We start from the raw sequence: 24,277 nt of genomic DNA on the forward strand, positions 1-24,277 counted from the left end.
TGCTTTTATTTTTTTCTTGACATTTATCGCAAAATGTGTTATGATATAATTGGTTAGTTTTATTTATATTTTGCGATTTTTATATTATATCATTTGACATGTTTTATGTCAATTATTTTTATGCATATAAATAGGGATGTTCCATGAGACATCCCTATATCTTTTTCTTATTTCCACTCATTATGAACCTTGCTCTATGTTGTTTGTACTAACTCTCCATAGTATAGTTATACCTGCTAATAAAGCCATCACCCAAACAAATTGTATCAATATTTGAAATAAGATATCTGACATTTTTGACTCTCCACAAAATATCTTAGATGGCACATAGTATATATATGGCATTGGTGTGAAATACGCAACTTTTTGTAATGCAATAGGCATAAAATCAACTGGCAAAACAAACCCTCCAATTAGAAATAAAGAGCTTATGACTGCATCTCTAAACGATATAACCTTCTTCATATAGTATGTTAAACTTCCTATAACGTATTGGATACCAAAAAGTATAATATATCCAAGGATAGCACTTAATATCCCTAATAGCAATATTCCTGTTTTTATTCTATATCCTAAAAAAAACAACACTGATATTATAACGCTAAGCGATACTATAAATTTGGGCAAGAATATAGCCATCTTATTAGCAAATACATACAAAGGATAACTAATAGGTCTGATTAGCCAAACTATTATAGTTCCATCATTTATTTTTGTCCATAATTCATATGCCACAAACATAGCTGACACATAAGCTATTTGTAATGTTTGAAAAAATACAAAATAAATCACTAATGTATTCAATGTATAACCTATAGAATTACTTTTTGGCAATGAATTTCTCCAAAATAAGTATATAATCAAAATTTCGATTGGCATAGATACAAAGCTTAAAAAATAATCCATTTTAAACATACTATTATCTTTTATACTAAGTTTCATTGACATTATATATTTTTTCATTAAATCACCACCTTATGATCCTGTTGAATTATATCTACTCAGTGCTTTTTTCCATACCATATTGAACAATATTAGATTTATTACAAGTAATACAATCGCTATACATAAAAAGAAATATGGCCTATTATATTTGCCTAACAAAATTTTAGCTGGTACTGTAGATAAATATGCTAATGGAATAAAGTATGTAAAAATATTTATAAATGTCTTTGGAAAGACGTCTAGTGGATACTTTTTGGCTTGTTTAAATGAAAATACGAGCTCTCTTGCATAATATATTTTTCCAAACCAAAAAGCTAAAAGCGTAAACGTGCCATATAAAACATCAAGTGCAATAGTACCTATTATTAAACATAAAAAAGCAATCAGACTATTATGTAAAACAACGTTTCCTTTACCTACGCAGTACATCAGCATAGCAATAGATATCATAACTTGTGTTGAGATATAAAAAAAACTTGTCCTCTCCATCAGGAGTGTAAATATAGGATGAACTGGTCTAACCAAATATTTATCAAAACTTCCATCAAGTATCTTATATTCTAAATCACGAAATCCGAAACTCACTCTGCTTACTGCATTTGATAATACATTCATTGAAGCAAGTATAATTATCCCATATACACCCCAGTTCTTAAATGAAACACCTACGTAAAATACCGATATCCAAAAAACATATATAGTGCCTATCGAAAAAACAAGGTTCAAAAACTTCATCCCTATTTCAAAAGGAAACTGCAATAAATCAACATATGAAAGTATCTGATACCTTTTAAACAATCTAGCATATTTAGCTATAGTACTCATACACCATATCCTCCAAGCTTGGTTTTTCTATCTTGAACTTAATCTTTAACCCATATTTTTTATAGAGCTTGTCTATAAATTCTTTACTAACATCACTAGGAACATAAAATTTATAGTACTGAGGGTTTTCTTCTCTAAAATACTCTTCATTTCTTATATCATATTCGTTGTTTTTATCTACGTATATAACCGTATATTCTTCCATCCAAGTTTTAAAATCCAATTTGTTTAAATCTATTATTTTCTTACCTTTATTTATTAGTATTATTTTGTCACATATTTTCTCTACATCCATTAAATCATGTGTTGTCAATATTATTGTTGTCTGACTCTCTTTCGCTAGATTGAGTAATATCTCTCTAAAGTTATTCTTAGCTACTATATCTAATCCTATAGTAGGTTCATCTAGTATAATTAATTCAGGATGATGCAATATCGTCACTAACAACTCTATCTTAATTCTCTGACCAAGCGACATTTTTCTAACAGGTTTTTTTAGTATCTCATGTAAGTCTAATATGTTAGTATACATATCAAGTCTCTCTTTGAATATCTCGTCCTCTATACCGTATATATCCTTCATAAGATAAACAGATTCTATAGCTGGTATGTTGTACCATAGACTTGAGCGATTACCAAACATTACACCTATACTTCTCGCAAGTTTTCGTCTTTTTTTCCACGGTTCTAATCCTAAAGCAGATACCTTTCCTGAATCTGCTTTTAGAATTCCACACAGTAATTTAACAGTTGTACTCTTTCCTGCACCATTAGGCCCTATCAATCCGACTATAGATCCTTTTTTTATAGAGAAACTAATATCTTCAATACCTATGAACTTTTCTTTTTTATGCTTATAAAACTTTGCTACTGAATCAAATTTAACTATATCCAACAATCTCACCTACTCCTCTTTCCAAAGCTTACAACAATAAGCATAGCAATATTTTGGTTTATTTGTCAAGTTGCTTTAATTTATGTAAAATTATAATAAGTGTTGGCATTAAAATGTACAATCTAATGCACTTTGACAAAACAAGTACTATACTATAATATACTTATAATACATTTTAATAGGAGGTAAGTATGAAAACCGAAAATAAAATTCTTGATTTGATACTGCGCTATGCTAAGGAAGATGAAGATGTAAGGGCTGTATTAATGAATGGCTCTAGAGTAAATCCAAATATTGATGATGATGATTTTAGTGACTATGATGTTGTTTTCGCTGTAAACAATCCTGACAAGTACATAAAAGATACTAGTTTTATTAAGTTTTTTGGTAAACCTATAATGATACAGCAAAACGATATATTTATTAATAATCAGAAATACTATATATATCTAATGCTATTTGAAGGTGATTTCAGAATAGATTTGCAATTCTTTCCTGCTAAGCACATTCAAGCTAGAAACTATGACAGTCTAGAAATTTTGTTACTTGATAAAGACGATATAATCGACAACCTCCCAGCTCCAACTGATGCAATATATCGTGTCAATAGACCGTCGAAATACGAATTTGAACACTGCCTTAACAACTTTTTCTGGTGCATGAACAATGTTGTTAAAGGAATATGTAGAGATGAACTTTGTTATGTCAAATCCATGTTCGACATGGTTATTAGAAATAACATGATTAGTATCATTGATTGGTATATAGGAATAAATTATGATTGGAAAATAAACACAGGCAAGTTTGGTAAATGGCATAAAAAATTTTTACCAAAAAATATCTATGAGTTGTTTGAAAAAACATATGCCGGATATGATTATAATGATATATGGGATTCTATTGAATATTCTTTTGAACTAATTAGAAAGATAGCTAAACCTTTATCTGAGCAGCTAGGATATGAATATCCTTATGAGGATGATAAAAATATGTATGATTACGTAAACAGACATAGAGATTATCATCTTAAGAATTATTCTAACTAATTAATAGAATAAACTCATATAGATGTTTAAACCTAAACAATTGTTCTAAAATTAAAAACAGGAAAATCAACATATTATTAAAATTGAAATATTGCTTTATGATACACCATTAGAATCTATAAGAGGCTTTTTTAGTAATTAACAAAAATTTTTATTAGACAATCCCTCTTCTCTCTACAATTTATAGAATATCACTTGATTAATATACACTTTTGCCAATTGAGTTTTTTAATAAGTATGAAAAGACGAGATTGAGTATTGATATTATTTGACTACCCTATAATAAAAAGCTAGTTAGATTTGGTTAGTCTATATTTTATTTAAATTAATTCTTTTTAATTCTTAGTTACTTGAGCACTTTATTTTAATGTCAAATTTTATATTTGTATATATGGCCCGTTACCAAAATCTGCTCTTCCAGTATATACTGCTGAAAACTCACTTGGACAATCACATGGACAAAAATCTTTAGGCATAAATGTATCAACATAACTTATTTTTTTAGTTAGTTTTTTCATATTATTCCCTCTTTTCTCTAACCAAAATCTAACTACTTATAAGATTATTAACACTTTACTCTTGTTCCAATAGGAGTTTTCTACATCCAAATTTCCTACAGAATGGAAATGGAGCCAGAAGAGGTAGCGGCAATGGTATGGGTTCTAAAAATGCAAATGGTAACTGTCTAAGATATAGCAAATAATAAATACAGGAGCTGTCTAATCAGATAGCTCCTTAGTATTTTAAACATACACTATGGCTTATATACTATCTATTTAGGCGAAGGAGCCTTGATAACTATAAGCTCTAGTATATCTTGATGTTTGTTGCTAACATTCATCTTAGTATTAACTGGTATATTTAATATACTATCTTGCTTGTATTCATGTATTTCATGCTCGTTTAACCCTATTGATAAAGTTCCTCTTAAAACAGTCATGTACACATTTGAATTTGATAAATGCTCTGGAAGACCTTCTCCTTCATTAAAAATCATGTGTATATAGTGTATATTTTCATCCATGATAATTTTTTCAACTATTTTATTGTCACTACGAGACATTTTATAAACTTTTTCAACCATATGAATCACTCCCCTTCTCATTTAGTTTAATAGTATCATATACATACTTTTACTTCAGTATCACATGTTACCAAAAAGGTATGTTAAATTAAATTTAACATACCTTTTTATAATATTATTATTTGAGGTTATTTTATAGCTCGCCACATTTTCTTAGAAGTTCTTCCCATCTTCTATCAACCTCTGCTTGCATATCTGCAATCAGATGCTCGTTTCCTTTTTTGAATAAATGCTTAAATCTTCCTTGAGGTTTTAAGAACTCTTCAATTGGAAGTTTCTTTTTCGGTTTATATGATAACTTATATTCACCGTTTATAACTTCAAATAGTGGCCAAAAACAAGTGTCTACTGCAAGTTTGCACATCTGCATCATGTCAGCAGCATCGTATCTCCATCCTCTTGGACATGGAGCTAATACGTTTAAGAACGTTGGCCCCTCTGTGTATATAGCTTTTTCTGATTTTTCATGTATATCTTTAAAATTACCCACAAAAGTTGTCTGTGCTACATATGGTATATTGTGGCTTACCATGATACTTGTTAAGTCTTTTCTATACTGTGTTTTTCCATCTGATTCTGTTCCAGTAGGTGTTGTTGTTGTATCAGCATATTTTGGTGTTGCTGATGACCTTTGGATACCTGTGTTCATGTATGCGCCATTATCATAGCATACATAAACCATGTCATGACCTCTCTCCATTGCTCCTGATAGTGATTGGAATCCAATATCGTATGTTCCTCCATCTCCACCAAAAGCTATAAATTTATATGTTTCATTCAATTTTCCTTTTCTTTTTAATGCAACATATGCAGCTTCCGCACCACTTACTGTAGCTCCTGCATTTTCAAATGCATTGTGTATGAAAGAATCTTTCCATGATGTATAAGGGTACATAAATGTAGAAACTTCTAAACATCCTGTAGCACTACCTATTACAGCTTTATCTTCTTCTTTTAATGCTCTAAGGACACTTCTTACAGCTACTGGAGCACCACATCCAGCACACATTCTATGTCCTCCTGCTAATCTATCAGGTTTACTAAATACTTCCTTATGATTATATGCCATTTAAGTGCACCTCCTATTCTCTAACGCCTAAATATCTATATACATTTTCTGGTTCTTTTAAATCTTCTATAGCACTGTATACAGTCTCTATATCTTCAACTCTAACATCTCTTCCACCTAATCCATAGATGTAATTAACTATATTTGGTTTCTCAGTCAATTGATACATTGCCGATCTAACCTCTGCAAATAATGGTCCTCCACAAGCTGAAAAACTCTCTGCTTTATCCATTACTGCTATAGTTTTTACATTTTTAAGAGCCTGAGCAATTTCTTCAGCTGGGAAAGGTCTGAATAATCTTATTTTAAGAAGTCCTACTTTCTTACCCTCTGCTCTTAATTTATCTACTGCTGTTTTCGCCGTTCCAGCTGTAGAGTTTATTATTACTAATGCTTGCTCAGCATCTTCTAATTTGTATTCTTCAAATAATCCGTAGCTTCTACCTGATATTTTTTCGAATTCTTTAGCTACTTCTATAGCCACTTTTTTAGCATTAATCATAGCCTGTGCTTGTTGTCTCTTGTGCTCTATATAATACATAGGAGTATCATATGGTCCTACTGATAATACTTGAGCTGGGTTTAATAAATACTCTTTTGGCTCATATTCTCCAACAAATGCTTTTACTTTATCATCTTCAATTAGCTCAATATTCTCTACGGCATGTGAAGTTATGAATCCATCTTGACATACCATTACTGGTAATTGTACGTCTTTATGCTCTCCTATTCTAAATGCTTGTATAAAGTTATCGTACGCTTCTTGATTGTTTTCTGAATATATTTGAATCCATCCACTGTCTCTAGAACCCATACTGTCTGAATGATCAGCATTGATATTGATTGGGCCTGACAAAGCTCTGTTTACTACTGCTATTGTTATTGGCAATCTATTTGATGAAGCAACGTATAACATTTCATGCATTAAAGCTAAACCACATGAAGAAGTTGCTGTTACCGTTCTAGCTCCTGCTGTTTGTGAACCAATACAGGCAGACATAGCACTATGCTCACTCTCTACTGGTACAAACTCAGTATCTACTTTTCCATTAGCTACATATCTTGAGAAATATTGAGGTATTTCTGTTGATGGAGTAATTGGAAATGCAGCCATTACGTCTGGATTTATTTGTCTCATCGCTGTTGCTACAGCTTCATTACCGGATAATCTCTCACGAATACTCATTTTTTGCACCTCCTATTTTTCTTCAACCATTTCTATTGCATCGAAAGGACAAACTTTAGCACAGATTCCGCATCCTTTACAATGGTCATAATCAAATTCTAATCTCTTTCCATCTTTTACAGGCACTGAACTATCTGGACAAACTGGTGCACATAATAAACATTGCTTGCATTTATCTTCTATAAAAATTGGCTTGTTTGATCTCCAATCCCCAGTTTTAAACTCTTCAGAGTTACCACTTGCACATACATTTCCACCAGGGGTTATATCTTTCCATTTTACTGTTTCATTAATGCTTGTTTTTGCCATTATGATCTAACCTCCTCGATAGTTCTTTTTAATGCATCCATATTTCCTTTTATAACCTCAGGCTTAGATGCAAATTTGTGCTCAAATGAATGTTGCATTTGATTAACAAATACATCTGTAGGCATTACCTCACTAACCTTTACTACTGCTGCAAGCATAGGTGTGTTAGGGAAGTATTTTCCTAAACAGGCTTCTGATATCGTCCTTGCATCAACTGTATATACTCTACCTTTATATCCTTTTAAGTAACTTTTTATTTCTTCTGGTTTTTTTGCTGTATTTATGATAATTGCTCCATCTTCCTTTAAACCTTTTGTAACATCAACGCTTTCTAATAATGTCTCATCTACTACTACTACATAATCTGGCTCATATATATTTGAATGAACCAATACTCTCTCATCACTTATTCTGTTGTAAGCTGTAATTGGTGCTCCCATTCTTTCTGGACCGTACTCAGGAAAACCTTGCACATATTTACCAGTGCTAAAAGCAACATCCGCCAATAATAACGATGCTGTTTTAGCACCTTGTCCACCACGACCATGCCATCTGATTTCAATCAGTTGTTTCATTTTTTTACCTCCATTCTCTTAGACAAATTCACATACTATTATACTAGCAATATTCATGCCAATAACTAAATACTTGTATATCTGCATGTGTTACGGAATATTATATCACATTTCATTGTATCCGTTGTTATAATTTGTTGTGATTCGTTAGTGTTTGTTGTAATTTGTTATATTATTTGAGGAAGTTAATTAGAAAAGCATTCAAATTTTTAATTGCAATATAAAAAATAACCATATATAAGCTATATTAATTGCCTATGAATAGTTATTTTTTGTATTGGTAATTTATTAGTTGAATAATAGAAATTAACGATATCAATTTTAGGGTTATCGGAAATATTTTTATTTGATAACTCTAATATAAATATACTTACTAGTTTCTAAAATAGTCTTTTATTTTTTCTATACCTATTTTATCAAGAGCATAACAATCTTTTATACTACCGTTCTCTAAATGTATAATACGATGACATGTCTTTAATATGAATTCTGGATCATGTGTTATTATTATTGTGCAGTGAGTTTTTTCTTTCATATCATCAATTAATTTGCTCATTTTTCCCATATTTTGATAATCTAGTCCACTTGTTGGCTCATCATATATCAAAATATCCTTATTAGCCATAGCTGCACTCGCTATAGCAACTCTTTGTTTTTGTCCTCCCGATAATGCCATAGGATGAGATTCTATTTCTTTAGAAAGTCCCAGTTTATTAAGAGTTTCTTCAACTGCTTCTATTGAAACGTTATCTAATTTTAATGTTATTTCTTCTTTAACGCTTTCTGTAAACAGTTGAGAGTTTACATTTTGCATAACCATAAAACTTTGACTAACTCTCTGTTTGTTATTTAGTTTAATACTGCCTTGATAAATCGAACCTTTGTGTTTCAATAGCCCACATAAGCAATGTGCAAATGTAGTTTTACCTGCACCATTATGCCCAACCAAAGCAACGATTTCGTTTTTATATAATTTTAAATCCTTAATATCAAGTATCTTATTTTTTTTGCGACTAAATGCAAGATTAGTGATTTTTATGCTCTCTGTTTTCTTAATATTATTAAAGCAATCCCCTTTTAGTGATTTTATGTCCAATGTTCTAAGCCCAAGCTCACTTAAAAATTCTGGCTTTAATTTCAAAAATTCTTTAGCTAAATAAACCTGTCTCACTTCTCCTTTTCTCATATATACAAACTTATCAGCAATGTGTTTGAGATAATGAATTCTATGCTCAGATATTATAATGGTCTTACCCATTTCTTTAAATTTCTCAATGACTTCTGATAATCGTTTTATTGAGTCAGCATCTAAACTTGAAGAGGGTTCATCTAATACAACTATTTCCGGATAAGTTGCATATACTGATCCACATGCAATTCTTTGCTTTTCTCCACCTGACAAATTAAATATACTTCTATTTATTAAATTATGGAGCTTGAATACTTCTTTTGCATCTTCAATTCTTTTCAATATATCAGTTACATCCATACCTTGGTTTTCACATCCAAATGCTAATTCACTAGTTGTATCAACGTTAAAGAATTGAGTTGCAGGATCTTGAAATACAGAACCGACTAATTTAGATGTCTTTGATATAGGTTTATCTTTAAGTTTTTCACCATTTACTATTATGTCGCCTGTTAATTCTCCTTTGTAGAAATTGGGGATTAATCCATTTATCAATCTTGTCAATGTAGTTTTTCCACAACCACTAACTCCACATAAAACAACACACTCTCCTTTTTTTATGTGGAGATTTATATTTTTAATGCCTCTTTTTTTATTGTCTATATCTTCATAGAAAAATGATACATTTTCAATTTTAACCATAGTTCCTCCTTAGTAAATTACAGAATATAAAACAAAACCAATTGATACAACTAAGATTAAGTAGTCTAGTAATCCAAATTTAATCTGTTTTATACATGTTCTGTATCCATCACTGTCTAGCCCCCTTGATAATGAAGCCGCTGATAAATCATTGGCTATTTTCATTGATGACATTAATAATGGCACTAAAATATATTCAATAGTCTGAAATGGTTTTAGTAAAACAGATTTTATACTTAATTTAATCCCCCTAAATTTCATAGCATTTTGAATATTGTTCCATTCTTCAATAATAGTTGGAAAGAATCTGAACATTACTGAAAAAGGAATGATTATTTTATTGCTAACTCTAAGTTTGTTAAATGCTGATACAAATTCGCTAACCGTTGTAGTACGAACAAGGAATAAAGCTGATAAAATTATTGGCATATATATCCTACAAATTCTAGTAATAGTTAAGAACATAACACCAAGCATTCCACTTAATAAAGGAGCTACATAAATATCAAGTACTAATAGTATAATGTACAAAGAGCTAGTCTTTATTGCTAAAGGTATTTGTTTTCCATTAATAAATATCAATGTCATAAACCCAAAGAATAAAACTTCTGGTATTATATCTATTCCACCCCATATAGCGATATTTGCTGCTATAAATAAGATAAACTTACTACGTGGGTCTATCCAAAAATAAGGTTTATTTGTAAAACCTATTGTTGTAATTTGCATTATATAACACCTGCTCTTTTAAAATGTTTGCCTAATATTTTATTACCAAACTTGACACCTATTAGCCCCCCTATGATAGCTATGCCTATTAATGGAAAAGCTATCCAAAGAGGTGTTAGTTTATCTAGTTTGTCTGCATATATCTGTCCATAGTAATCAACTACTCTTTGTATATAATAACTTTTGTTAAATAAAATACCGAAATATGGACCTACTGTTGTTGTTGCAAATATACAAAAACTAATATCTATGCGTTTTTTAGACTGATGCCCTTTTAGTAATACTAACTCTGTTATCAAACCAATAGTAATTGACCAAATACTAGCATGCCAACCTGCACCTAAAAATATAAATGCCATCAATATTGATAATATAAACACACTTCCTGTCTTTGGCACCTTCATAACGAAAAGCATATATATCGTAGCGCAAATTATGGCTACAAAAAACGGTGCTAATAAATACAAAATAGGAATTGTGCCTAACGCTGTAACTGTTATCATCATTACTATAATATACATTGCTCCAAAAATACCTACACTAATTAAATCTTTAACTTTTAATTTATTGTCCATGATGCGCCTCCTTATGGTTGACTTAATTTATAATTGATTAGTTCATTTATTTATTATATAAATAAGCTTTATGCTTTTTGAATTTTCCAACTTCTAGCTTTTGTACGACGCTGCCAAAAAATGTTATACATACCTTTTTGTTTGATAAGATCTTTATGAACGCCTTGTTCTATAATCTTTCCTTCATCCATAACTAAAATTTGCTGTGCATTTCGTACTGTTGATAATTTATGAGCTATAACAATAAGAGTTTTTTCTTTTACTAGTTCATTTATAGCTTGTTGTATATATTTTTCATTATCAGGATCAACACTGGCTGTTGCTTCATCTAGTAATACTATAGGTGCATCTTTTAAGATAGCTCTTGCTATTGATATACGTTGTTTTTCTCCACCTGATAAAGATTTACCTCCTTCATCAACCACAGTATCGAATCCATTTTCTAAGTTCATAATAAAATCATAGCATCTAGCCTTTTTGCATGCTCGTATTACTTCATCTTTAGTAGCATCAGGTTTACCAAATTTAATATTATTGATAATCCTATCATTAAACAAATATACATTTTGGAATACCATACTTATATTTTTAAGTAAGCTATCGCAAGTCATCTCTTTTACATTAACTCCACCGATTAGCACCTCTCCTTGTTGTACGTCCCAAAATCTAGCTACTAAATTAGTAACTGTTGTTTTCCCACAACCTGATTTTCCAACAAGTGCTGTCATACTTTTTGCTGGAACTTTAAAATTAATATTACTTATAACATCATCTTCTTCGTATCTAAAAGATACATTTTTAAACTCAATATCAAATTTATTAATCTTTATATCCTTTCCATCTTCATCAATAATTTTTGCTTTCATGATATTATCGTAACGATTCAGCCCTGCTTCCATAATACGAGCTAATGCAGCTACAGATCCTAACACTTGGAATGGAAGGAAAAATTCAAAGATATAAATTATAATCATTAAGGCAAATGTTTTGTCTATTTCTTTTCCAACATATAGCCATGATACTGTAAGTACAACCATCGCTATCCCTAATGCAAACCAGTTATGAAAACTTACATAAGTTTTACTAAAGCTTTGTTCAAAATTTATTGAGATATCTCTGTATTTTTTAAATTCTTTTTTTATACGTTTAGATCTCTTATTTGTCATATGAAATGCTTTTATTACTGCTATACCTTTAACATATTCAATAACTGACCCTATAAGCCTTCCCATACCATCTTGCCTTAATTTAGAATGTTTAAGAGCAACTTTATCCATATTTCCAAGTGCTCTTGAACCAAGTATAAATGTGATAATTGCTATTAAGCCTATTCTCCAATCAAAAAATAACATCATTATACTACCCAAGAACATACTAACATAGGCATTAACTATCTTCGACATAGTAGACATACCAAATTGCTCTGCAAAAATTATGTCTGATGTAACAACAGCCGTAACATCCCCAACAGTACCTTGTGCAAAATATCCCATAGGTAATCTTTTAAGATGCTCTCCTATTTTCATACGTTCATCTGCAAATATTTGGTATCCTGTTCCACTTTGCAAACCATCTACTATACGCCTTGTTATAGCTTTTAATATAACACTTAGGAAAAGTAATGCTGTTACTAACCATATATCGTTAAACTCTATAGTACTTGTTACTATTTTATAAACAGTTAACATCACTAAAATTTGTGGACTTATAGTAAATATTCCCTCAAAAAAACTAATTACTATTGCCCATTTTAATTTCCCTTTATACATATCAGACATGTTGATTAGCCTTTTAACAAGTTTAAGCATACTTTCCCTCCTTTAACACTTCATCTTCGACAACACGAATATCCCATGTTGTTGCCTGTATATGTGCTTGCCATAATTGAAGATATTTAGGTGAACTTTTCAACAATTCTTCGTGCGTTCCGCTAATAGATAATACTCCATTATCCATAAGTAGTATCTGATCTGACTCTACTATAGTTGATAGTCTATGAGCTATTATTATAAGCGTTTTGCCTTTAATTAAGCTATTTAATGCATCTTGTATTTTATCTTCGTTTTCTGAGTCTGTTGCTGATGTAGCTTCATCTAGCACTATTATTGGTGAATTTTTCAAGATTGCTCTAGCTATAGTAATTCGTTGTTTTTCGCCACCAGATAGTTTATTCCCTGAGTCTCCTGGCATTGTTTGATATCCATTACTTAAATTCATTATAAAATCATGACACTGTGCTAATTTAGCAGCATTTATAACTTCCTCATCAGTTGCATCTACTTTACCTACTCTGATATTTTCTATTATTGGTATATCAAAAAGGAAAGTATCTTGTGATACATAGCTAACTACGTCCATTAATTTATCCATTGACATGTCACACAAATCAACTCCACCAATTTTTATATTACCATCCTTAACATCCCAAAACTTTACTAGCAATTTAGCAAGTGTGCTTTTTCCACCACCTGATTCTCCAACGATTGCTGTGACAGAATCTTCTTTTGCTGTAAAACTCACATTTTTTATGACATCTACTTTTTCGTATGCAAAAGTTACATTTGAATAAGTTACATCATAATTTTTTAGTTTTATACCTTTATCTTTAGTTGTAACTTCATTCCCTTCAAAAGTTTTTTCTAGTTCTCTTATTTTAAAGTTCAAATTCGGTATTAAAGGTATGAATTCCATTAATTTGATAAGCGATATTCCAATACTCATTGTTATCATTAACGAAAATAGAAAAGTACTTAGTTCTAGAGTTCCACTTAGATAAAAATAAAGCCCAACTGGTAATAATAATAAAATCGTACATGGCAACACAGCGCTAGAAATAGCCATATAAGTCCAACTCTCTTTGAACCAATCCAGTGAATAGTCTCTATAATCTTTGACATTGTCTGAGTACTTTTCAAAAGAACTTGTTGTTCGATTAAATATTTTAATAACCTCCATACCTGTTATATAATCAACAATAGTCTTATTCATGTTTTCTTCACTTTTATAGTATGCCTTCATTTTTTTTACTCCATTTGACATCATCATCTTAAATATAATAGCTCCAAATGGTACAGACCCTAATGATAATAATGCTAACCTCCAGTCAACAATCATCAAAACAATAAATACCACAACAGGACTTAAAACGTAAGGTAATCCTTCTGGTATCATATGCGCTAGTAAAACCTCTAATTGTTCTATATCATCTATAAAATTTTTCTTATAAGATCCAACTCCTTTTTGCTGTATATCTCCCATAGGTAATCTCATCATTTTCTGAGCAAACGCTATACGCATACCCATTAATGTATCAAATGCCACTTCATGTGATGCTATTAATCCTTTTGAAAGCAACCATGTCTTTAGCCATAGAGTAAATCCTATACCACTAGCCATAGCTATAACATACCCAATAGTCGCCCCATCTCCTTCTATGAAAGTAGTTAAAATATGATATGCTAAAATATACGGTATAATTTGCACTATCACGCTGCAAAATATTAAGACTATAGACAAGTAATGTTTGTTTTTATACTCTCTAGCATAAGTTAACACTTTTTTAAATCCACTCATTTCTTATTCCCTTTCTATTTTTGACATAATTAATTATAGAATTTTTTTTCATTGTTGTCAATGATAATGATAATCATTTTTATTTATTTTATTAATTTATCTCTACCAATATGATAAAAAAATTCCCCAACGTCATTTGTTAAGGAATTTTTTTACTTTATATCAATATTCTCTATTATCTTTTAATTTCTTTAAAAAATATGCCACTTGATAGTATTTTATATCGTAGCCATCTTCCTGTAGTAGCTTAGATATACGCCTTGGTCCGAGTCCTTTATTCTTTAAATCTACTATTATTTGCTTAGGTAATATACTCTTTAAGTAGTTTGGTTTATCTACCACCTTTGTATAAGAACTATTATTAACAAATACATCTGTGTGGATCGGTATGTGAGATGAATCTACGTACACATCTATGGATGAATATGGTTTTATATCACTTATAAGAGGACTTGCAGAATCTATACTTGCATTTATAACATCTCTGTATTGTCTTATATTCCTAGGATAATTATCATTGACAAGTGTTTGCATTGCCACTGGTGCATAGTTAACATGTAGATTAATTTTATTGATAGCTAATACATTTTCTTCGTATTTATCTGTAAAGTACTTTAATAAATCCTCTTTTTCCTTTATGGTTCTTTCTGATAATGGTGGTAAATATAATTCATATTGAGCTAGTCTTTGATACAACTCAGGCAAAAGCACTTCTTTTAAGTTTTTGGTTGAAGCAGCTATTATTATTACATCTACATTATGAAATCTACTCCCTCCGATTTTTTTTATACTCCTTGTTTCTATTGCTTTGAGTAGCATAGTTTGATGATTTCCTAATGCATGTGCTTCATCTAAAAACAATACTCCTTTATCTGCTTGCTCAAATAATCCTTTTTTATTTGTAGAGCCTGTAAATGCTCCTTTTTCGCTACCAAATATCTCTATGGCAGCTATATCTGGATTTGTAAACTGTGCACAATTTACTTCTATAAATGGAGCATCTTTTGATAAAGCTCCTATTTTTTTTGCATAAAGGTATATATAATATGCGAGCATTGATTTTCCTGTACCTGACTCGCCAGTAATAATAGAGTGTCTTGGGCCTCCAAGTGAACCAACTGTCTTTTTAGCTTTTTTTATTAAATTTTTCAAACTACCATCCGACCCTATTATTGTTTCATAGTTACTCTCTGATTTACTTAGCCTAATTTGTAATTCTAGATGATTTAACCGTTCGTTTAGTTGTTCTATATCATCTATACTTTTAAATACAGAAAAACCACCTTTAAATTTTCCATCAACAAAAATAGGAAATGCATTAACTAAATATCGTTTTCCATTTTTATAGTTTATTTTTCTACCTACTATTTCTTGTTTGCCAATCATTAATTCATTTAAGGCTGAATGTGGATAAAATTCATCTATGGGCTTGTTTAGCATTTCTTTTACACTCTTTTCGGCATATTTAGCCGATACATTGTTGACATATATTAGCGTTCCATTTTCATCTATGACGTTAATACCATCGTTTACGCTGTTAAACATCGCATCAAATACACTATTCTTATCAAATACAGGTAGTTCCATATAAGTTACTCCCTTCCTAAAGTAGCATTTAGATTACTAAATCTAAATCCAACATATAGTAATTACCTACTTTGATTATTTCACCTTTTTTTAGTTCTAGCTGTTCTTTAAATAAAGGTCCATCTATTACTAATGTGTGAAACTCTCCATTTTCTCCACAAGCATCTATTCCTATTTCTTCAAATTCTTTTATTAGTTCCTTATTAAATACTTTTCCTAAGTAATCCTTTGACATTACTTCACTATTTACAGTAGTTATAATAGCTTTAAAACCTAAATCAACAAATTCATTTATTATATCTCTTCTATTTTCCAGCCATATTGGATGATATATTTCTAAATTAGTGTGTCTACATGCATCTATAACCCATTGTCTATGATCATCAATATCTATGTCGCCAAACACACCAATATTTAATCCTTTTGCTTCTAGCATAGTAACCTTTTGCTTAAAAACATTTTCATAGTCTTGCCACGTGGCTTCTCCACTTATAAAATTCATATTTAATAATTCAGACTGCTTCTTTATTATCTCTGGCTTTATACCATGTCCCCTTGACCTTAATCCATCTTCTTTAAACATAGTAAACAAATACTCAACCTTTATACCCTTTTTTATTGCTCTATATAGCGATAAGCACGAGTCTTTTCCACCACTCCATGAACAGAAACCTTTGTTTTCTTTCAATATGTCTCACTCCTAATAGTTATTTTATTCTCTAGTAATTGTTGTGCAGTAAAGTCTGCTATCCATAGCATATCCTAAAGAATGTATGTTTACTTTAAATCCATCTATTTTATCTATACTATTCTCAAGTATAGGTAACCCTGGGGCATATATAAAACTACCACCACTTTTTATTGAATATAATATTTCTTTTATTTTCACAAAAAACTTATCTTTATGTAAATCTTTCTTTTTTATATGATGATAGGCATGGTTTGAAAATGCCATATGAGATACTATTGTTCCCCAATAATCACGTCTAAATCTAAAATCAAACCAGTCTAATTTGTATAAAAAAGAGTTGTTTTGAACATTTCTATCGATTCCATATGATTCTATGCCTTTATATCTAAGATATTTAACTAATCCAAAGTTACTACCACAACCTATATCTAAAACAGGTTCTAATATTTTGTTAGTATTAATATTCAAAATATCTACCTGTAACTTTGATGAATATTCCTCACATATTATTTTGTCAATATATTTATTTGATTTGCTAGTAAAGACATTTTCTCCGTTGGTATTTATTAAAAAATTACACAAATTATTAGAATGTCTATAAAGCAATCTTTCTATTTTTTGCCAGGCAATACTCTCTGTCTCAAGTAATCTATGAATATCAATTATATAAGAGCTGTACAATCTTTTTAAATCCTCGCAACTTTTTCTCTGAAAATATAGGTATTGGTTATTCTCTGTAAACAGTTTTATTGCTCTCTTAGTAAAATAGCTAGATAAAGCATCATATCTATCATTTTCGTATTCATCATCTAAACACACTTTTATTTCTTCTTTTAACTCACTACACCCAATTAAAAATTCTTTAGTAGGTCTAATGTTACTCTTGTTTTCTCTATTATAAAAAAGATTTTTTCTGCTATTATAGTTAAATTGGACATCAATAAATTCTATCAATTTTCCCCTATTCATCAACTACCTCCATAGCATTGATATTTGGTTGCTTTTTAAGCATCAACGTTTATTTATATTTTTACATATTTATTGAGGCATGTACATCCAGCATTAATTATATAATACTAGATTAATATAGACAAGGGTACTAAAAAAAGACTGTCTCACATTCTAAAACAGCCTTTTGACATATCTAATAAGTATGTCTATTTCTTCTATGCTAAAAGCTCCTTTATCTCTTTAACAGTCAACAGCTTTCCTTTAACTTTCACTACATCATCGATAACCAGTGCTGGTGTACTCATAACTCCATATCCTAATATGTCTTTAATATCTTGCACTTTTTCTATTGTAGCATCAATGCTTAGTTCCTTAACTGCCTGTTTAACATTTTCTTCTAATTTATTGCATTTACTGCAACCTGTTCCTAAAACTTTTATAACCATATTATTTACCTCCAATTATTATATTAAACCTAAATTATCCGTAAAAAATAACACTATACTACTATACAAGCCAAGTATGCTTTTAGAACTTGCAACACTAAGTATATATTATGTGCCAAATTTTATAAATATTCTAGGTCAAAAGGTGTCCAACTGCATTAAATAAATAACCTACTAATATTATAGATATACCTGTTATAGCTACAAATATAGCTATAAGTTTAGGTTTTATAACCTTACGAAGAAGTATGAGCTCAGGTAAAGACAATGCTGTTACTGCCATCATAAATGCTAATGCTGTCCCCATACCAACACCTTTGTTCAAAAGTGCTTCTGCTATAGGGATTGTTCCTAAAGCATTAGAATATAATGGTATACCAAAAACAACAGCAACAACAACTGCAAATGGATTGTCTGGTCCTGCGTATTTAGCTAATATCGGTGCAGGTGCCCAGCCATGTATAGCAGCTCCTATCCCTATTCCTATAATTAAATATATCCACACTCTTTTAACTATATCTTTTACATTTCCGATTGCAAATCTTACTCTATCTTTATGGGTCAATTCTTCTATTTCTGCTTCACCAGTTTTAATCTGATATACATATTCTTCTACTTCACTTTCAAGTTTCAACTTTCCAATAAATATACCACTCACTACGCCAACTACTACTCCTGTGATTACGTATAAAACTGCTACTTTAAGCCCAAATGCCGGTAATGCTAGTAGTATAGCAAATGCAGCTTCATTGACTATTGGAGATGTTATCAGAAACGAAAATGTTACGCCTAATGGTATTCCTGCCTCTACAAAACCTATAAACAATGGTACTGATGAACATGAGCAAAATGGTGTAACTATTCCTAATAAAGATGCCATTATATTTCCGGTAACCCCTCCAAATTTGCACAAAATCTTTTTTGTCTTCTCGGGTGAAAAGTAACTTCTAATATAAGATATTATAAATATCATAATACCTAATAATATAGCTATCTTTAGTGTATCGTATATGAAGAAATGTATACTAGAGCCTAATCTAGTTTCCATAGATAGCTTAAATACATTCTCTACTAAAGTTTCTATCCAGTTATACAGCCATCTAAATGTTATAAGATAGTCAAGTAAACTAAATATCTCTTTTATCATCTTTATCACCTCTACATATTGTCTTGCACATGCTCAAATATTCTTCTTTGTTTAATAGTTCTTTTTTATCTTCATTAAGCAATTGGTAGCTTTCTATATTCACAGCTATAATATCTATTAATCTTTTTAAGACATCCTCTTCTATTTTTAGACTGTAATATATAAATTGCTCTTTTCTTTTTGATTCTACTATGTTCATATATCTTAGCTTTGCAAGATGCTTTGATACTTTAGGCTGTGATAAATTTAAAACACCACATATCTGACACACACACAGCTCATTTTTGTGTAATAGCATTACAATTCTTAATCTAGTCTCATCCGAAAGTAATTTAAAAAAATTAGTAAGTTCTTTCATAGCGTCCTCCTATATACTTATATACCCATATGCGTATATAGGTATTATATTATGTAATTTTTTTTATGTCAATAAAAAAAGAGAGATATCTCATCTGATTATGAGATATCTCTTATAATTTTCGATATCAGCTTTTATTATCCTTAACTAATTAGATGGAACCCACTTATTTAGTGAATCTTTTCTCGTTTTATCTTTTTCTGGTGCTTTTATCCCCCAGTTGTAGTTGATTATTGCTCCATCCCACTCTCCATAAGTTGGGTTAGGTAATACTATCCAATCTATACCAAATTTATCTTTATTGCTATCTGTAACTGCAAATCTTTCTTCTACAGTTTTCTTTCCAAACTCTGAAGAGAAATCATTTAAATTATCGCCCATGTACAATAATATGTTATACTCATCTTTTACTTTTTTTCTTCTTTCTTCTTTGTCACTTGAATCAGTTCTTAATAACATATGTTTTTCATCTACATTTGGAAATCCTAATTCTTTTAAGTTATTAACTGTTGCTTGGTATCCTACCATTTTTCTATTAGTAATATAGAATACCTCTACTCCTTTTTCTTTACAATAGCTTAAAAACTCTTTTGCTCCTGGCATAGCTTGAGCTTTCTGTGCATCTACCCATTTATTCCATGTAGATGATGAATATCCAAAATTGTTACCAATTAAATATGCTTGATATGGAGTGTTATCTATAACTGTCTCGTCTGCATCTACAACAATAGCTTGTTTTTTTGCATATTTAGGAGACTTAGTAGCATTTGATAGTTTGTTATCAATAGTTAATTTCGCCATGTTAAATGCTTGATAGCTTAATGCTCTGAACTCTGAAGATTTTTGCATCCATAGAGTCGCCATAACTAATTGCTCGTTTAAATCTTTAGTTGTATATTCTGGTGTTTTAGGTATTTCAATTGGTGCTTTTTCTCCAGGTGTAGGTATATCTATTTCTGCTTTAGTTTCTGTTGTAGGTATCTTTAACTCTTGTCCTACATATATCTTATTAAGGTCTTTTAAATTATTGTGTTTTGCTATATTTTTGTAATCTACTCCTACTGCTTTGCCTATTTTCCATAAAGCATCACCAGCTTTTACTGTATACACAGAATCAGCTGACACAAATCCACTTAACAACGTTACTATCATAACAATTGTTATAATTAAACCAATCGATCTTTTGTTTTTCATCTTTACCCCTCCAAGATTTTATTTTATTAGTGCATGTCCAACATTTTTACATAAACTATATACTATATATGTCATATGATAATAACAATATTGTAGAAATATAAAGACACAGCCCTAATAATGATTCATTTCTATTGATGTATAAAAATAAATCACAGTTTTTTCGTACAATTAATTATACCAATTAAGCAAGTAACAGTCAAAAGGAAAACGCTTTATTGCTTTAGGTAATATTAACTAATATTTTATCCTCTGTTCTGTATCCCTCTGTTTGTAATCCTTTTACGTAATTTAGCTATTCTAATAAAACACTCCATTTTTGCTAAAAATTATCATTATCAGTAGCTTCAACCTATTCATATTAGTTTTTGACCATTATGATTTACTTTCTTTTCATACTACGCATTAATGTCTTTGTTTCATTACATGTTCGTGTAGATTCTACTATTTTTTGCAAAGACTTATTATACGTAAAATCATCAAGTTCATTATTTTTTAAATAGTTTAGCGTTTGTTTTGGAAATTTTATATAACAAATTGATACTGTCCAAGCAACAGCCATCTTTACATAATATCCTTCATGCTTTATGCTATCTAGTCGTTTAAATATTTTATCTATATATTCTTTTTGAATATAATATTCTAGCAACATAACTACTGCAAATCTTACTTTGAATTCGCTAGTTGAGTCTATATATGGTAGTATAAAGTTCCACATCTTTTCTTTGTAATCATTTGTTATCTTTAACCCATTACAAAACACATCACACACTGCCCAATTATTTATTTTAGGAACAAATATAGATATATATTTGATTATTTCATCTATGTCAGCTTTTGCATATCCTAATACGATTCCTTGTAGCATTGTCTCATCATAATAATCATCTTTTGCTTCCTTTATATAATCTCTAAAATCTTCTTTAACTATTTGCTTAGCAAGCTTTCTAAGTTTGGGGATCCTGACTCCTAATATATTGTTGATACCAGGGCATAATTTACTTTGAAATTTTTGATACTCTTCGTCTGCTAACTGTATTAATTGTTGTTTTATTATATCCATTTCTATTTTTATCTCCTTTATATGACTTAGCTAAATTATAACACATTATATATTATAAAAGACCAACATATCTCATGGTGGTGAGATTGTTGGCCTTTTATGATATATTGCAAAACTTTTTTACTTATTAATTTTTATCTATAACAAATTTTTTAGTAATTTCTTCCATGGTTGCTGCTATAGCTGCCAATTCTTCACTAGCTTTTGCCATCTCTTCCATTGATGCTGTCTGTTCCTCGACAGATGCATTTACTTCCTCTGTCGAAGCTGCTGATTCCTCTGATACAGCACTTATACTTTCTATTGCTGCAAATGTCCTGTTCTTATTTACATCAATTTTCTTTAATGCATCTAACAGGTTTTCAAACATCAAACTAAATTCTTTCGTAGCACTATCTATATAGCCATATGATGTAACAGTATCTTCTAAATACACATTTACTCCTTTTACAATTTGTTCAGCTTTATTCATATTATTATTGGCAATGTCTACTTTCTCAGTCATTACTCCCAGTATATTTGATATATCTCCTGTCGCTTGCTCTGTCTCTTCTGCTAACTTTCTTATTTCTTCTGCTACTACTGCAAAGCCTCTACCTGCATCTCCTGCTCTTGCTGCCTCTATAGATGCATTTAACGCTAACAGATTAGTTTGACTAGCTATATTAGCTATTGTATCTAGTATGTTAACTATTAGTTTTGATTGTTTCTCTAGTTCTTCTGTGTTTTGTTTTACTTTCCCAGTCATTTCTAAATTAAAACCAAATTCTGTTTTAAGCTTTCCTACCGTTTCTTTTCCATCAATAGTTATGTTTCTTACTTTATCAGTTCCTTCTTTAGTTTCTGTTCCTATCTTTTGAAGGCTAACTATTACATCTCCTAAATCTGATAACTCTTTTACAGCTTTTTCAGATTCTTCTGCTTGAGTTGTAGCTCCTACTGCTATTCCTTCAACTGATTTGGATACTTCTTCGGCTGTGGCAGCATTTTCGTTTATTGTGTCAGCTAATAGTTTTGATGCCTGTGTTAAGTTTCCAGCTGACCCTTGTACATTTTTTATTATATCTATCATGTTTATCGATATAGTTTGGAATGCTCTTGCCAAATCTCCAAACTCATCTTTACTATTTAAATATTTCTGTGGAAGTTGTCTTGTCAAGTCTAAGTCAGCCAGTACCCCTGCATGATCAGTTACAAGTGTTATAGGTTTTACGAAGTTACTACCAACTATATAGACTGTTATAACTGCTAGCACTAATGCTACTATTATTGCTATTATCAGATTCCTTCTAAGTTCTAAACCATCTTTCATGAGCTCTGCTTCACCAGCACGTATACCGATGCTCCATCCATTTGTTCCTTTTATTGGACAGTATCCACTATAATACGTTTTTCCCATTAACTGATATGATTCTCCGTTTGTCTCACCAGCTATCATTTTTTCACCCATCATACCTAATGCTTTTAAGTCTTCATTTTGCCTAGCTATCTCGATTAAATTTTGCTTTGTTTCAACCTTTTCATACTCTTTATGTGCTATAGTAGTACCATTTTTATCTAATATAAATGCAGCACCACTTTCCTTTATCTCAACATTTTTAATTGCTTCACTCAATAATTTAGCATCTATTATTCCTACTACCACTGAAGATACTCTGCCATTTTCTTTTACTGGCGCAGATACATAAAACTCTAAAGCTTTAGATATCTTATTTTCACATAAATCACTAAAATATGAGTTACCTTTCATTGCCTCTTTAAAATAAGCTCTATCTTTTACATTAGCAGTTTTTCCACTTAAAGTCCTAGCAGTTCCACTCGTATTTACTATGAACATATCTGTGAACTTTTTATTCTTACTAATCTCATCTTTAAGAGCAATACTTTTTTCACTCCACATTCCTGACTTTATTACATTTCTATGTGTTATTGCTTCTATAACTACCTGTGATTCTCTTATTTCTGCTTGAATATACTTGCTATATGCTTTGGATAGTTCAATCAATTCTTCGTATACAGTTCTGTTTAAAGCCACCATAGACGAATATGTTGCCATAATACCTAGTCCACCACTGATTAAAATTATAACTATTGAAAAATAAGCTATCAATTTTACTTTAACACTTTTAAACATTATGTCTCCTCCTAGCTACAACATTTTAGTATGTTTTATTATAAATATTATTAACTCATAGCTA

At 30.5% G+C, this 24,277-nt stretch carries 24 protein-coding genes; 1 reads left to right on the forward strand and 23 read right to left on the reverse strand.

The genetic code is table 11. From position 1 onward, the window contains the following. Positions 1-180 precede the first annotated feature (180 nt). The 3 genes from P3X86_RS08135 to P3X86_RS08145 are packed head-to-tail and all read right to left on the reverse strand — an operon-like array spanning position 181 to position 2,668. Complete coding sequence (locus P3X86_RS08135) at positions 181-963, reverse strand: ABC transporter permease (RefSeq protein WP_483292170.1); 783 nt, start codon at positions 961-963, stop codon at positions 181-183. Positions 964-975: 12 nt separating this feature from the next. After that, positions 976-1,770 carry an ABC-2 family transporter protein gene (locus P3X86_RS08140; RefSeq protein ID WP_483292171.1) on the reverse strand — a complete coding sequence of 265 codons (795 nt, stop codon included), beginning with the start codon at positions 1,768-1,770 and terminating at the stop codon, positions 976-978. Then, positions 1,754-2,668: an ABC transporter ATP-binding protein gene (locus P3X86_RS08145; protein WP_483292172.1), complete on the reverse strand. Its 915-nt coding sequence runs from the start codon at positions 2,666-2,668 to the stop codon at positions 1,754-1,756. The genes P3X86_RS08140 and P3X86_RS08145 overlap by 17 nt, the downstream gene beginning before the upstream one ends. A gap of 188 nt (positions 2,669-2,856) precedes the next feature. Between P3X86_RS08145 and P3X86_RS08150 the strand changes: the two genes are divergently transcribed. Next, positions 2,857-3,711 carry an aminoglycoside 6-adenylyltransferase gene (locus tag P3X86_RS08150; RefSeq protein ID WP_483292173.1) on the forward strand — a complete coding sequence of 285 codons (855 nt, stop codon included), beginning with the start codon at positions 2,857-2,859 and terminating at the stop codon, positions 3,709-3,711. A gap of 377 nt (positions 3,712-4,088) precedes the next feature. On the opposite strand, the gene P3X86_RS08155 is transcribed toward P3X86_RS08150, so the two are convergent. The 20 genes from P3X86_RS08155 to P3X86_RS08250 all read right to left on the reverse strand — a co-directional run bounded on the left by P3X86_RS08155 (position 4,089) and on the right by P3X86_RS08250 (position 24,213). Further along, a complete protein-coding gene (locus P3X86_RS08155) occupies positions 4,089-4,229 on the reverse strand; it encodes a hypothetical protein (protein ID WP_483292174.1) in 141 nt (46 codons plus the stop codon). Positions 4,230-4,483: 254 nt separating this feature from the next. After that, entirely contained in the window at positions 4,484-4,795 is a 312-nt protein-coding gene (locus P3X86_RS08160; RefSeq protein WP_483292175.1) for a cupin domain-containing protein, read from the reverse strand. A 133-nt stretch (positions 4,796-4,928) separates the two neighbouring features. Further along, positions 4,929-5,864 (reverse strand): thiamine pyrophosphate-dependent enzyme, encoded by a 936-nt coding sequence (locus tag P3X86_RS08165; RefSeq protein ID WP_483292176.1) that lies wholly within the window; start codon positions 5,862-5,864, stop codon positions 4,929-4,931. 13 nt (positions 5,865-5,877) lie between these two features. After that, on the reverse strand, positions 5,878-7,050 hold the full coding sequence (gene porA / locus P3X86_RS08170) for a pyruvate ferredoxin oxidoreductase (protein ID WP_483292177.1): 1,173 nt from the start codon (positions 7,048-7,050) through the stop codon (positions 5,878-5,880). A gap of 12 nt (positions 7,051-7,062) precedes the next feature. Then, positions 7,063-7,359 (reverse strand): 4Fe-4S binding protein, encoded by a 297-nt coding sequence (locus P3X86_RS08175; RefSeq protein WP_483292178.1) that lies wholly within the window; start codon positions 7,357-7,359, stop codon positions 7,063-7,065. Continuing rightward, positions 7,359-7,934, reverse strand: coding sequence for a 2-oxoacid:acceptor oxidoreductase family protein (locus tag P3X86_RS08180; RefSeq protein ID WP_483292179.1), 576 nt, complete (start codon positions 7,932-7,934; stop codon positions 7,359-7,361). The genes P3X86_RS08175 and P3X86_RS08180 overlap by 1 nt, the downstream gene beginning before the upstream one ends. Before the next feature lie 373 nt (positions 7,935-8,307). Further along, entirely contained in the window at positions 8,308-9,765 is a 1,458-nt protein-coding gene (locus P3X86_RS08185) for an ABC transporter ATP-binding protein (RefSeq protein ID WP_483292180.1), read from the reverse strand. A 9-nt stretch (positions 9,766-9,774) separates the two neighbouring features. After that, positions 9,775-10,494, reverse strand: a complete 720-nt coding sequence (locus tag P3X86_RS08190; protein WP_483292181.1) for an energy-coupling factor transporter transmembrane component T family protein — start codon at positions 10,492-10,494, stop codon at positions 9,775-9,777. Beyond that, positions 10,494-11,069 carry an MptD family putative ECF transporter S component gene (locus P3X86_RS08195; protein ID WP_483292182.1) on the reverse strand — a complete coding sequence of 192 codons (576 nt, stop codon included), beginning with the start codon at positions 11,067-11,069 and terminating at the stop codon, positions 10,494-10,496. Before P3X86_RS08195 ends, P3X86_RS08190 begins: the two co-directional genes overlap by 1 nt. A 68-nt stretch (positions 11,070-11,137) precedes the next feature. Further along, entirely contained in the window at positions 11,138-12,877 is a 1,740-nt protein-coding gene (locus P3X86_RS08200) for an ABC transporter ATP-binding protein (protein ID WP_483292183.1), read from the reverse strand. After that, positions 12,870-14,642 carry an ABC transporter ATP-binding protein gene (locus P3X86_RS08205; protein ID WP_483292184.1) on the reverse strand — a complete coding sequence of 591 codons (1,773 nt, stop codon included), beginning with the start codon at positions 14,640-14,642 and terminating at the stop codon, positions 12,870-12,872. The genes P3X86_RS08200 and P3X86_RS08205 overlap by 8 nt, the downstream gene beginning before the upstream one ends. A gap of 162 nt (positions 14,643-14,804) precedes the next feature. Then, positions 14,805-16,229, reverse strand: a complete 1,425-nt coding sequence (locus P3X86_RS08210) for a sigma 54-interacting transcriptional regulator (RefSeq protein WP_483292185.1) — start codon at positions 16,227-16,229, stop codon at positions 14,805-14,807. Between the two features lie 28 nt (positions 16,230-16,257). Next, positions 16,258-16,917: a Dph6-related ATP pyrophosphatase gene (locus tag P3X86_RS08215; protein ID WP_483292186.1), complete on the reverse strand. Its 660-nt coding sequence runs from the start codon at positions 16,915-16,917 to the stop codon at positions 16,258-16,260. A 24-nt stretch (positions 16,918-16,941) separates the two neighbouring features. Beyond that, positions 16,942-17,889 carry a class I SAM-dependent methyltransferase gene (locus P3X86_RS08220; protein ID WP_483292187.1) on the reverse strand — a complete coding sequence of 316 codons (948 nt, stop codon included), beginning with the start codon at positions 17,887-17,889 and terminating at the stop codon, positions 16,942-16,944. Positions 17,890-18,086: 197 nt separating this feature from the next. Next, on the reverse strand, positions 18,087-18,317 hold the full coding sequence (locus P3X86_RS08225) for a thioredoxin family protein (protein WP_483292188.1): 231 nt from the start codon (positions 18,315-18,317) through the stop codon (positions 18,087-18,089). Between the two features lie 133 nt (positions 18,318-18,450). After that, positions 18,451-19,464, reverse strand: a complete 1,014-nt coding sequence (locus P3X86_RS08230) for a permease (protein WP_483292189.1) — start codon at positions 19,462-19,464, stop codon at positions 18,451-18,453. Next, positions 19,445-19,822: an ArsR/SmtB family transcription factor gene (locus P3X86_RS08235; RefSeq protein WP_483292190.1), complete on the reverse strand. Its 378-nt coding sequence runs from the start codon at positions 19,820-19,822 to the stop codon at positions 19,445-19,447. The genes P3X86_RS08230 and P3X86_RS08235 overlap by 20 nt, the downstream gene beginning before the upstream one ends. A 147-nt stretch (positions 19,823-19,969) precedes the next feature. Then, positions 19,970-21,016 carry a 5'-nucleotidase, lipoprotein e(P4) family gene (locus tag P3X86_RS08240; RefSeq protein WP_483292191.1) on the reverse strand — a complete coding sequence of 349 codons (1,047 nt, stop codon included), beginning with the start codon at positions 21,014-21,016 and terminating at the stop codon, positions 19,970-19,972. Positions 21,017-21,398: 382 nt separating this feature from the next. Beyond that, on the reverse strand, positions 21,399-22,079 hold the full coding sequence (locus P3X86_RS08245; RefSeq protein ID WP_483292192.1) for a DNA alkylation repair protein: 681 nt from the start codon (positions 22,077-22,079) through the stop codon (positions 21,399-21,401). Positions 22,080-22,206: 127 nt separating this feature from the next. Continuing rightward, positions 22,207-24,213: a methyl-accepting chemotaxis protein gene (locus P3X86_RS08250; RefSeq protein ID WP_483292193.1), complete on the reverse strand. Its 2,007-nt coding sequence runs from the start codon at positions 24,211-24,213 to the stop codon at positions 22,207-22,209. Between the last annotated feature and the right edge of the window lie 64 nt (positions 24,214-24,277).

The sequence above is a fragment of the Abyssisolibacter sp. ZYX002 genome (assembly GCF_056892235.1).

Excerpts from the sequence above, each read along its gene's own strand:
- P3X86_RS08135 (WP_483292170.1), bottom strand. The coding sequence starts at position 963 with ATGAAAAAATATATAATGTCAATGAAACTTAGTATAAAAGATAATAGT.
- P3X86_RS08140 (WP_483292171.1), bottom strand. The coding sequence starts at position 1,770 with ATGAGTACTATAGCTAAATATGCTAGATTGTTTAAAAGGTATCAGATA.
- P3X86_RS08150 (WP_483292173.1), top strand. The coding sequence starts at position 2,857 with ATGAAAACCGAAAATAAAATTCTTGATTTGATACTGCGCTATGCTAAG.
- P3X86_RS08155 (WP_483292174.1), bottom strand. The coding sequence starts at position 4,229 with ATGAAAAAACTAACTAAAAAAATAAGTTATGTTGATACATTTATGCCT.
- P3X86_RS08160 (WP_483292175.1), bottom strand. The coding sequence starts at position 4,795 with ATGGTTGAAAAAGTTTATAAAATGTCTCGTAGTGACAATAAAATAGTT.
- P3X86_RS08165 (WP_483292176.1), bottom strand. The coding sequence starts at position 5,864 with ATGGCATATAATCATAAGGAAGTATTTAGTAAACCTGATAGATTAGCA.
- porA (WP_483292177.1), bottom strand. The coding sequence starts at position 7,050 with ATGAGTATTCGTGAGAGATTATCCGGTAATGAAGCTGTAGCAACAGCG.
- P3X86_RS08175 (WP_483292178.1), bottom strand. The coding sequence starts at position 7,359 with ATGGCAAAAACAAGCATTAATGAAACAGTAAAATGGAAAGATATAACC.
- P3X86_RS08180 (WP_483292179.1), bottom strand. The coding sequence starts at position 7,934 with ATGAAACAACTGATTGAAATCAGATGGCATGGTCGTGGTGGACAAGGT.
- P3X86_RS08185 (WP_483292180.1), bottom strand. The coding sequence starts at position 9,765 with ATGGTTAAAATTGAAAATGTATCATTTTTCTATGAAGATATAGACAAT.
- P3X86_RS08190 (WP_483292181.1), bottom strand. The coding sequence starts at position 10,494 with ATGCAAATTACAACAATAGGTTTTACAAATAAACCTTATTTTTGGATA.
- P3X86_RS08195 (WP_483292182.1), bottom strand. The coding sequence starts at position 11,069 with ATGGACAATAAATTAAAAGTTAAAGATTTAATTAGTGTAGGTATTTTT.
- P3X86_RS08200 (WP_483292183.1), bottom strand. The coding sequence starts at position 12,877 with ATGCTTAAACTTGTTAAAAGGCTAATCAACATGTCTGATATGTATAAA.
- P3X86_RS08205 (WP_483292184.1), bottom strand. The coding sequence starts at position 14,642 with ATGAGTGGATTTAAAAAAGTGTTAACTTATGCTAGAGAGTATAAAAAC.
- P3X86_RS08210 (WP_483292185.1), bottom strand. The coding sequence starts at position 16,229 with ATGGAACTACCTGTATTTGATAAGAATAGTGTATTTGATGCGATGTTT.
- P3X86_RS08220 (WP_483292187.1), bottom strand. The coding sequence starts at position 17,889 with ATGAATAGGGGAAAATTGATAGAATTTATTGATGTCCAATTTAACTAT.
- P3X86_RS08225 (WP_483292188.1), bottom strand. The coding sequence starts at position 18,317 with ATGGTTATAAAAGTTTTAGGAACAGGTTGCAGTAAATGCAATAAATTA.
- P3X86_RS08230 (WP_483292189.1), bottom strand. The coding sequence starts at position 19,464 with ATGATAAAAGAGATATTTAGTTTACTTGACTATCTTATAACATTTAGA.
- P3X86_RS08235 (WP_483292190.1), bottom strand. The coding sequence starts at position 19,822 with ATGAAAGAACTTACTAATTTTTTTAAATTACTTTCGGATGAGACTAGA.
- P3X86_RS08240 (WP_483292191.1), bottom strand. The coding sequence starts at position 21,016 with ATGAAAAACAAAAGATCGATTGGTTTAATTATAACAATTGTTATGATA.
- P3X86_RS08245 (WP_483292192.1), bottom strand. The coding sequence starts at position 22,079 with ATGGATATAATAAAACAACAATTAATACAGTTAGCAGACGAAGAGTAT.
- P3X86_RS08250 (WP_483292193.1), bottom strand. The coding sequence starts at position 24,213 with ATGTTTAAAAGTGTTAAAGTAAAATTGATAGCTTATTTTTCAATAGTT.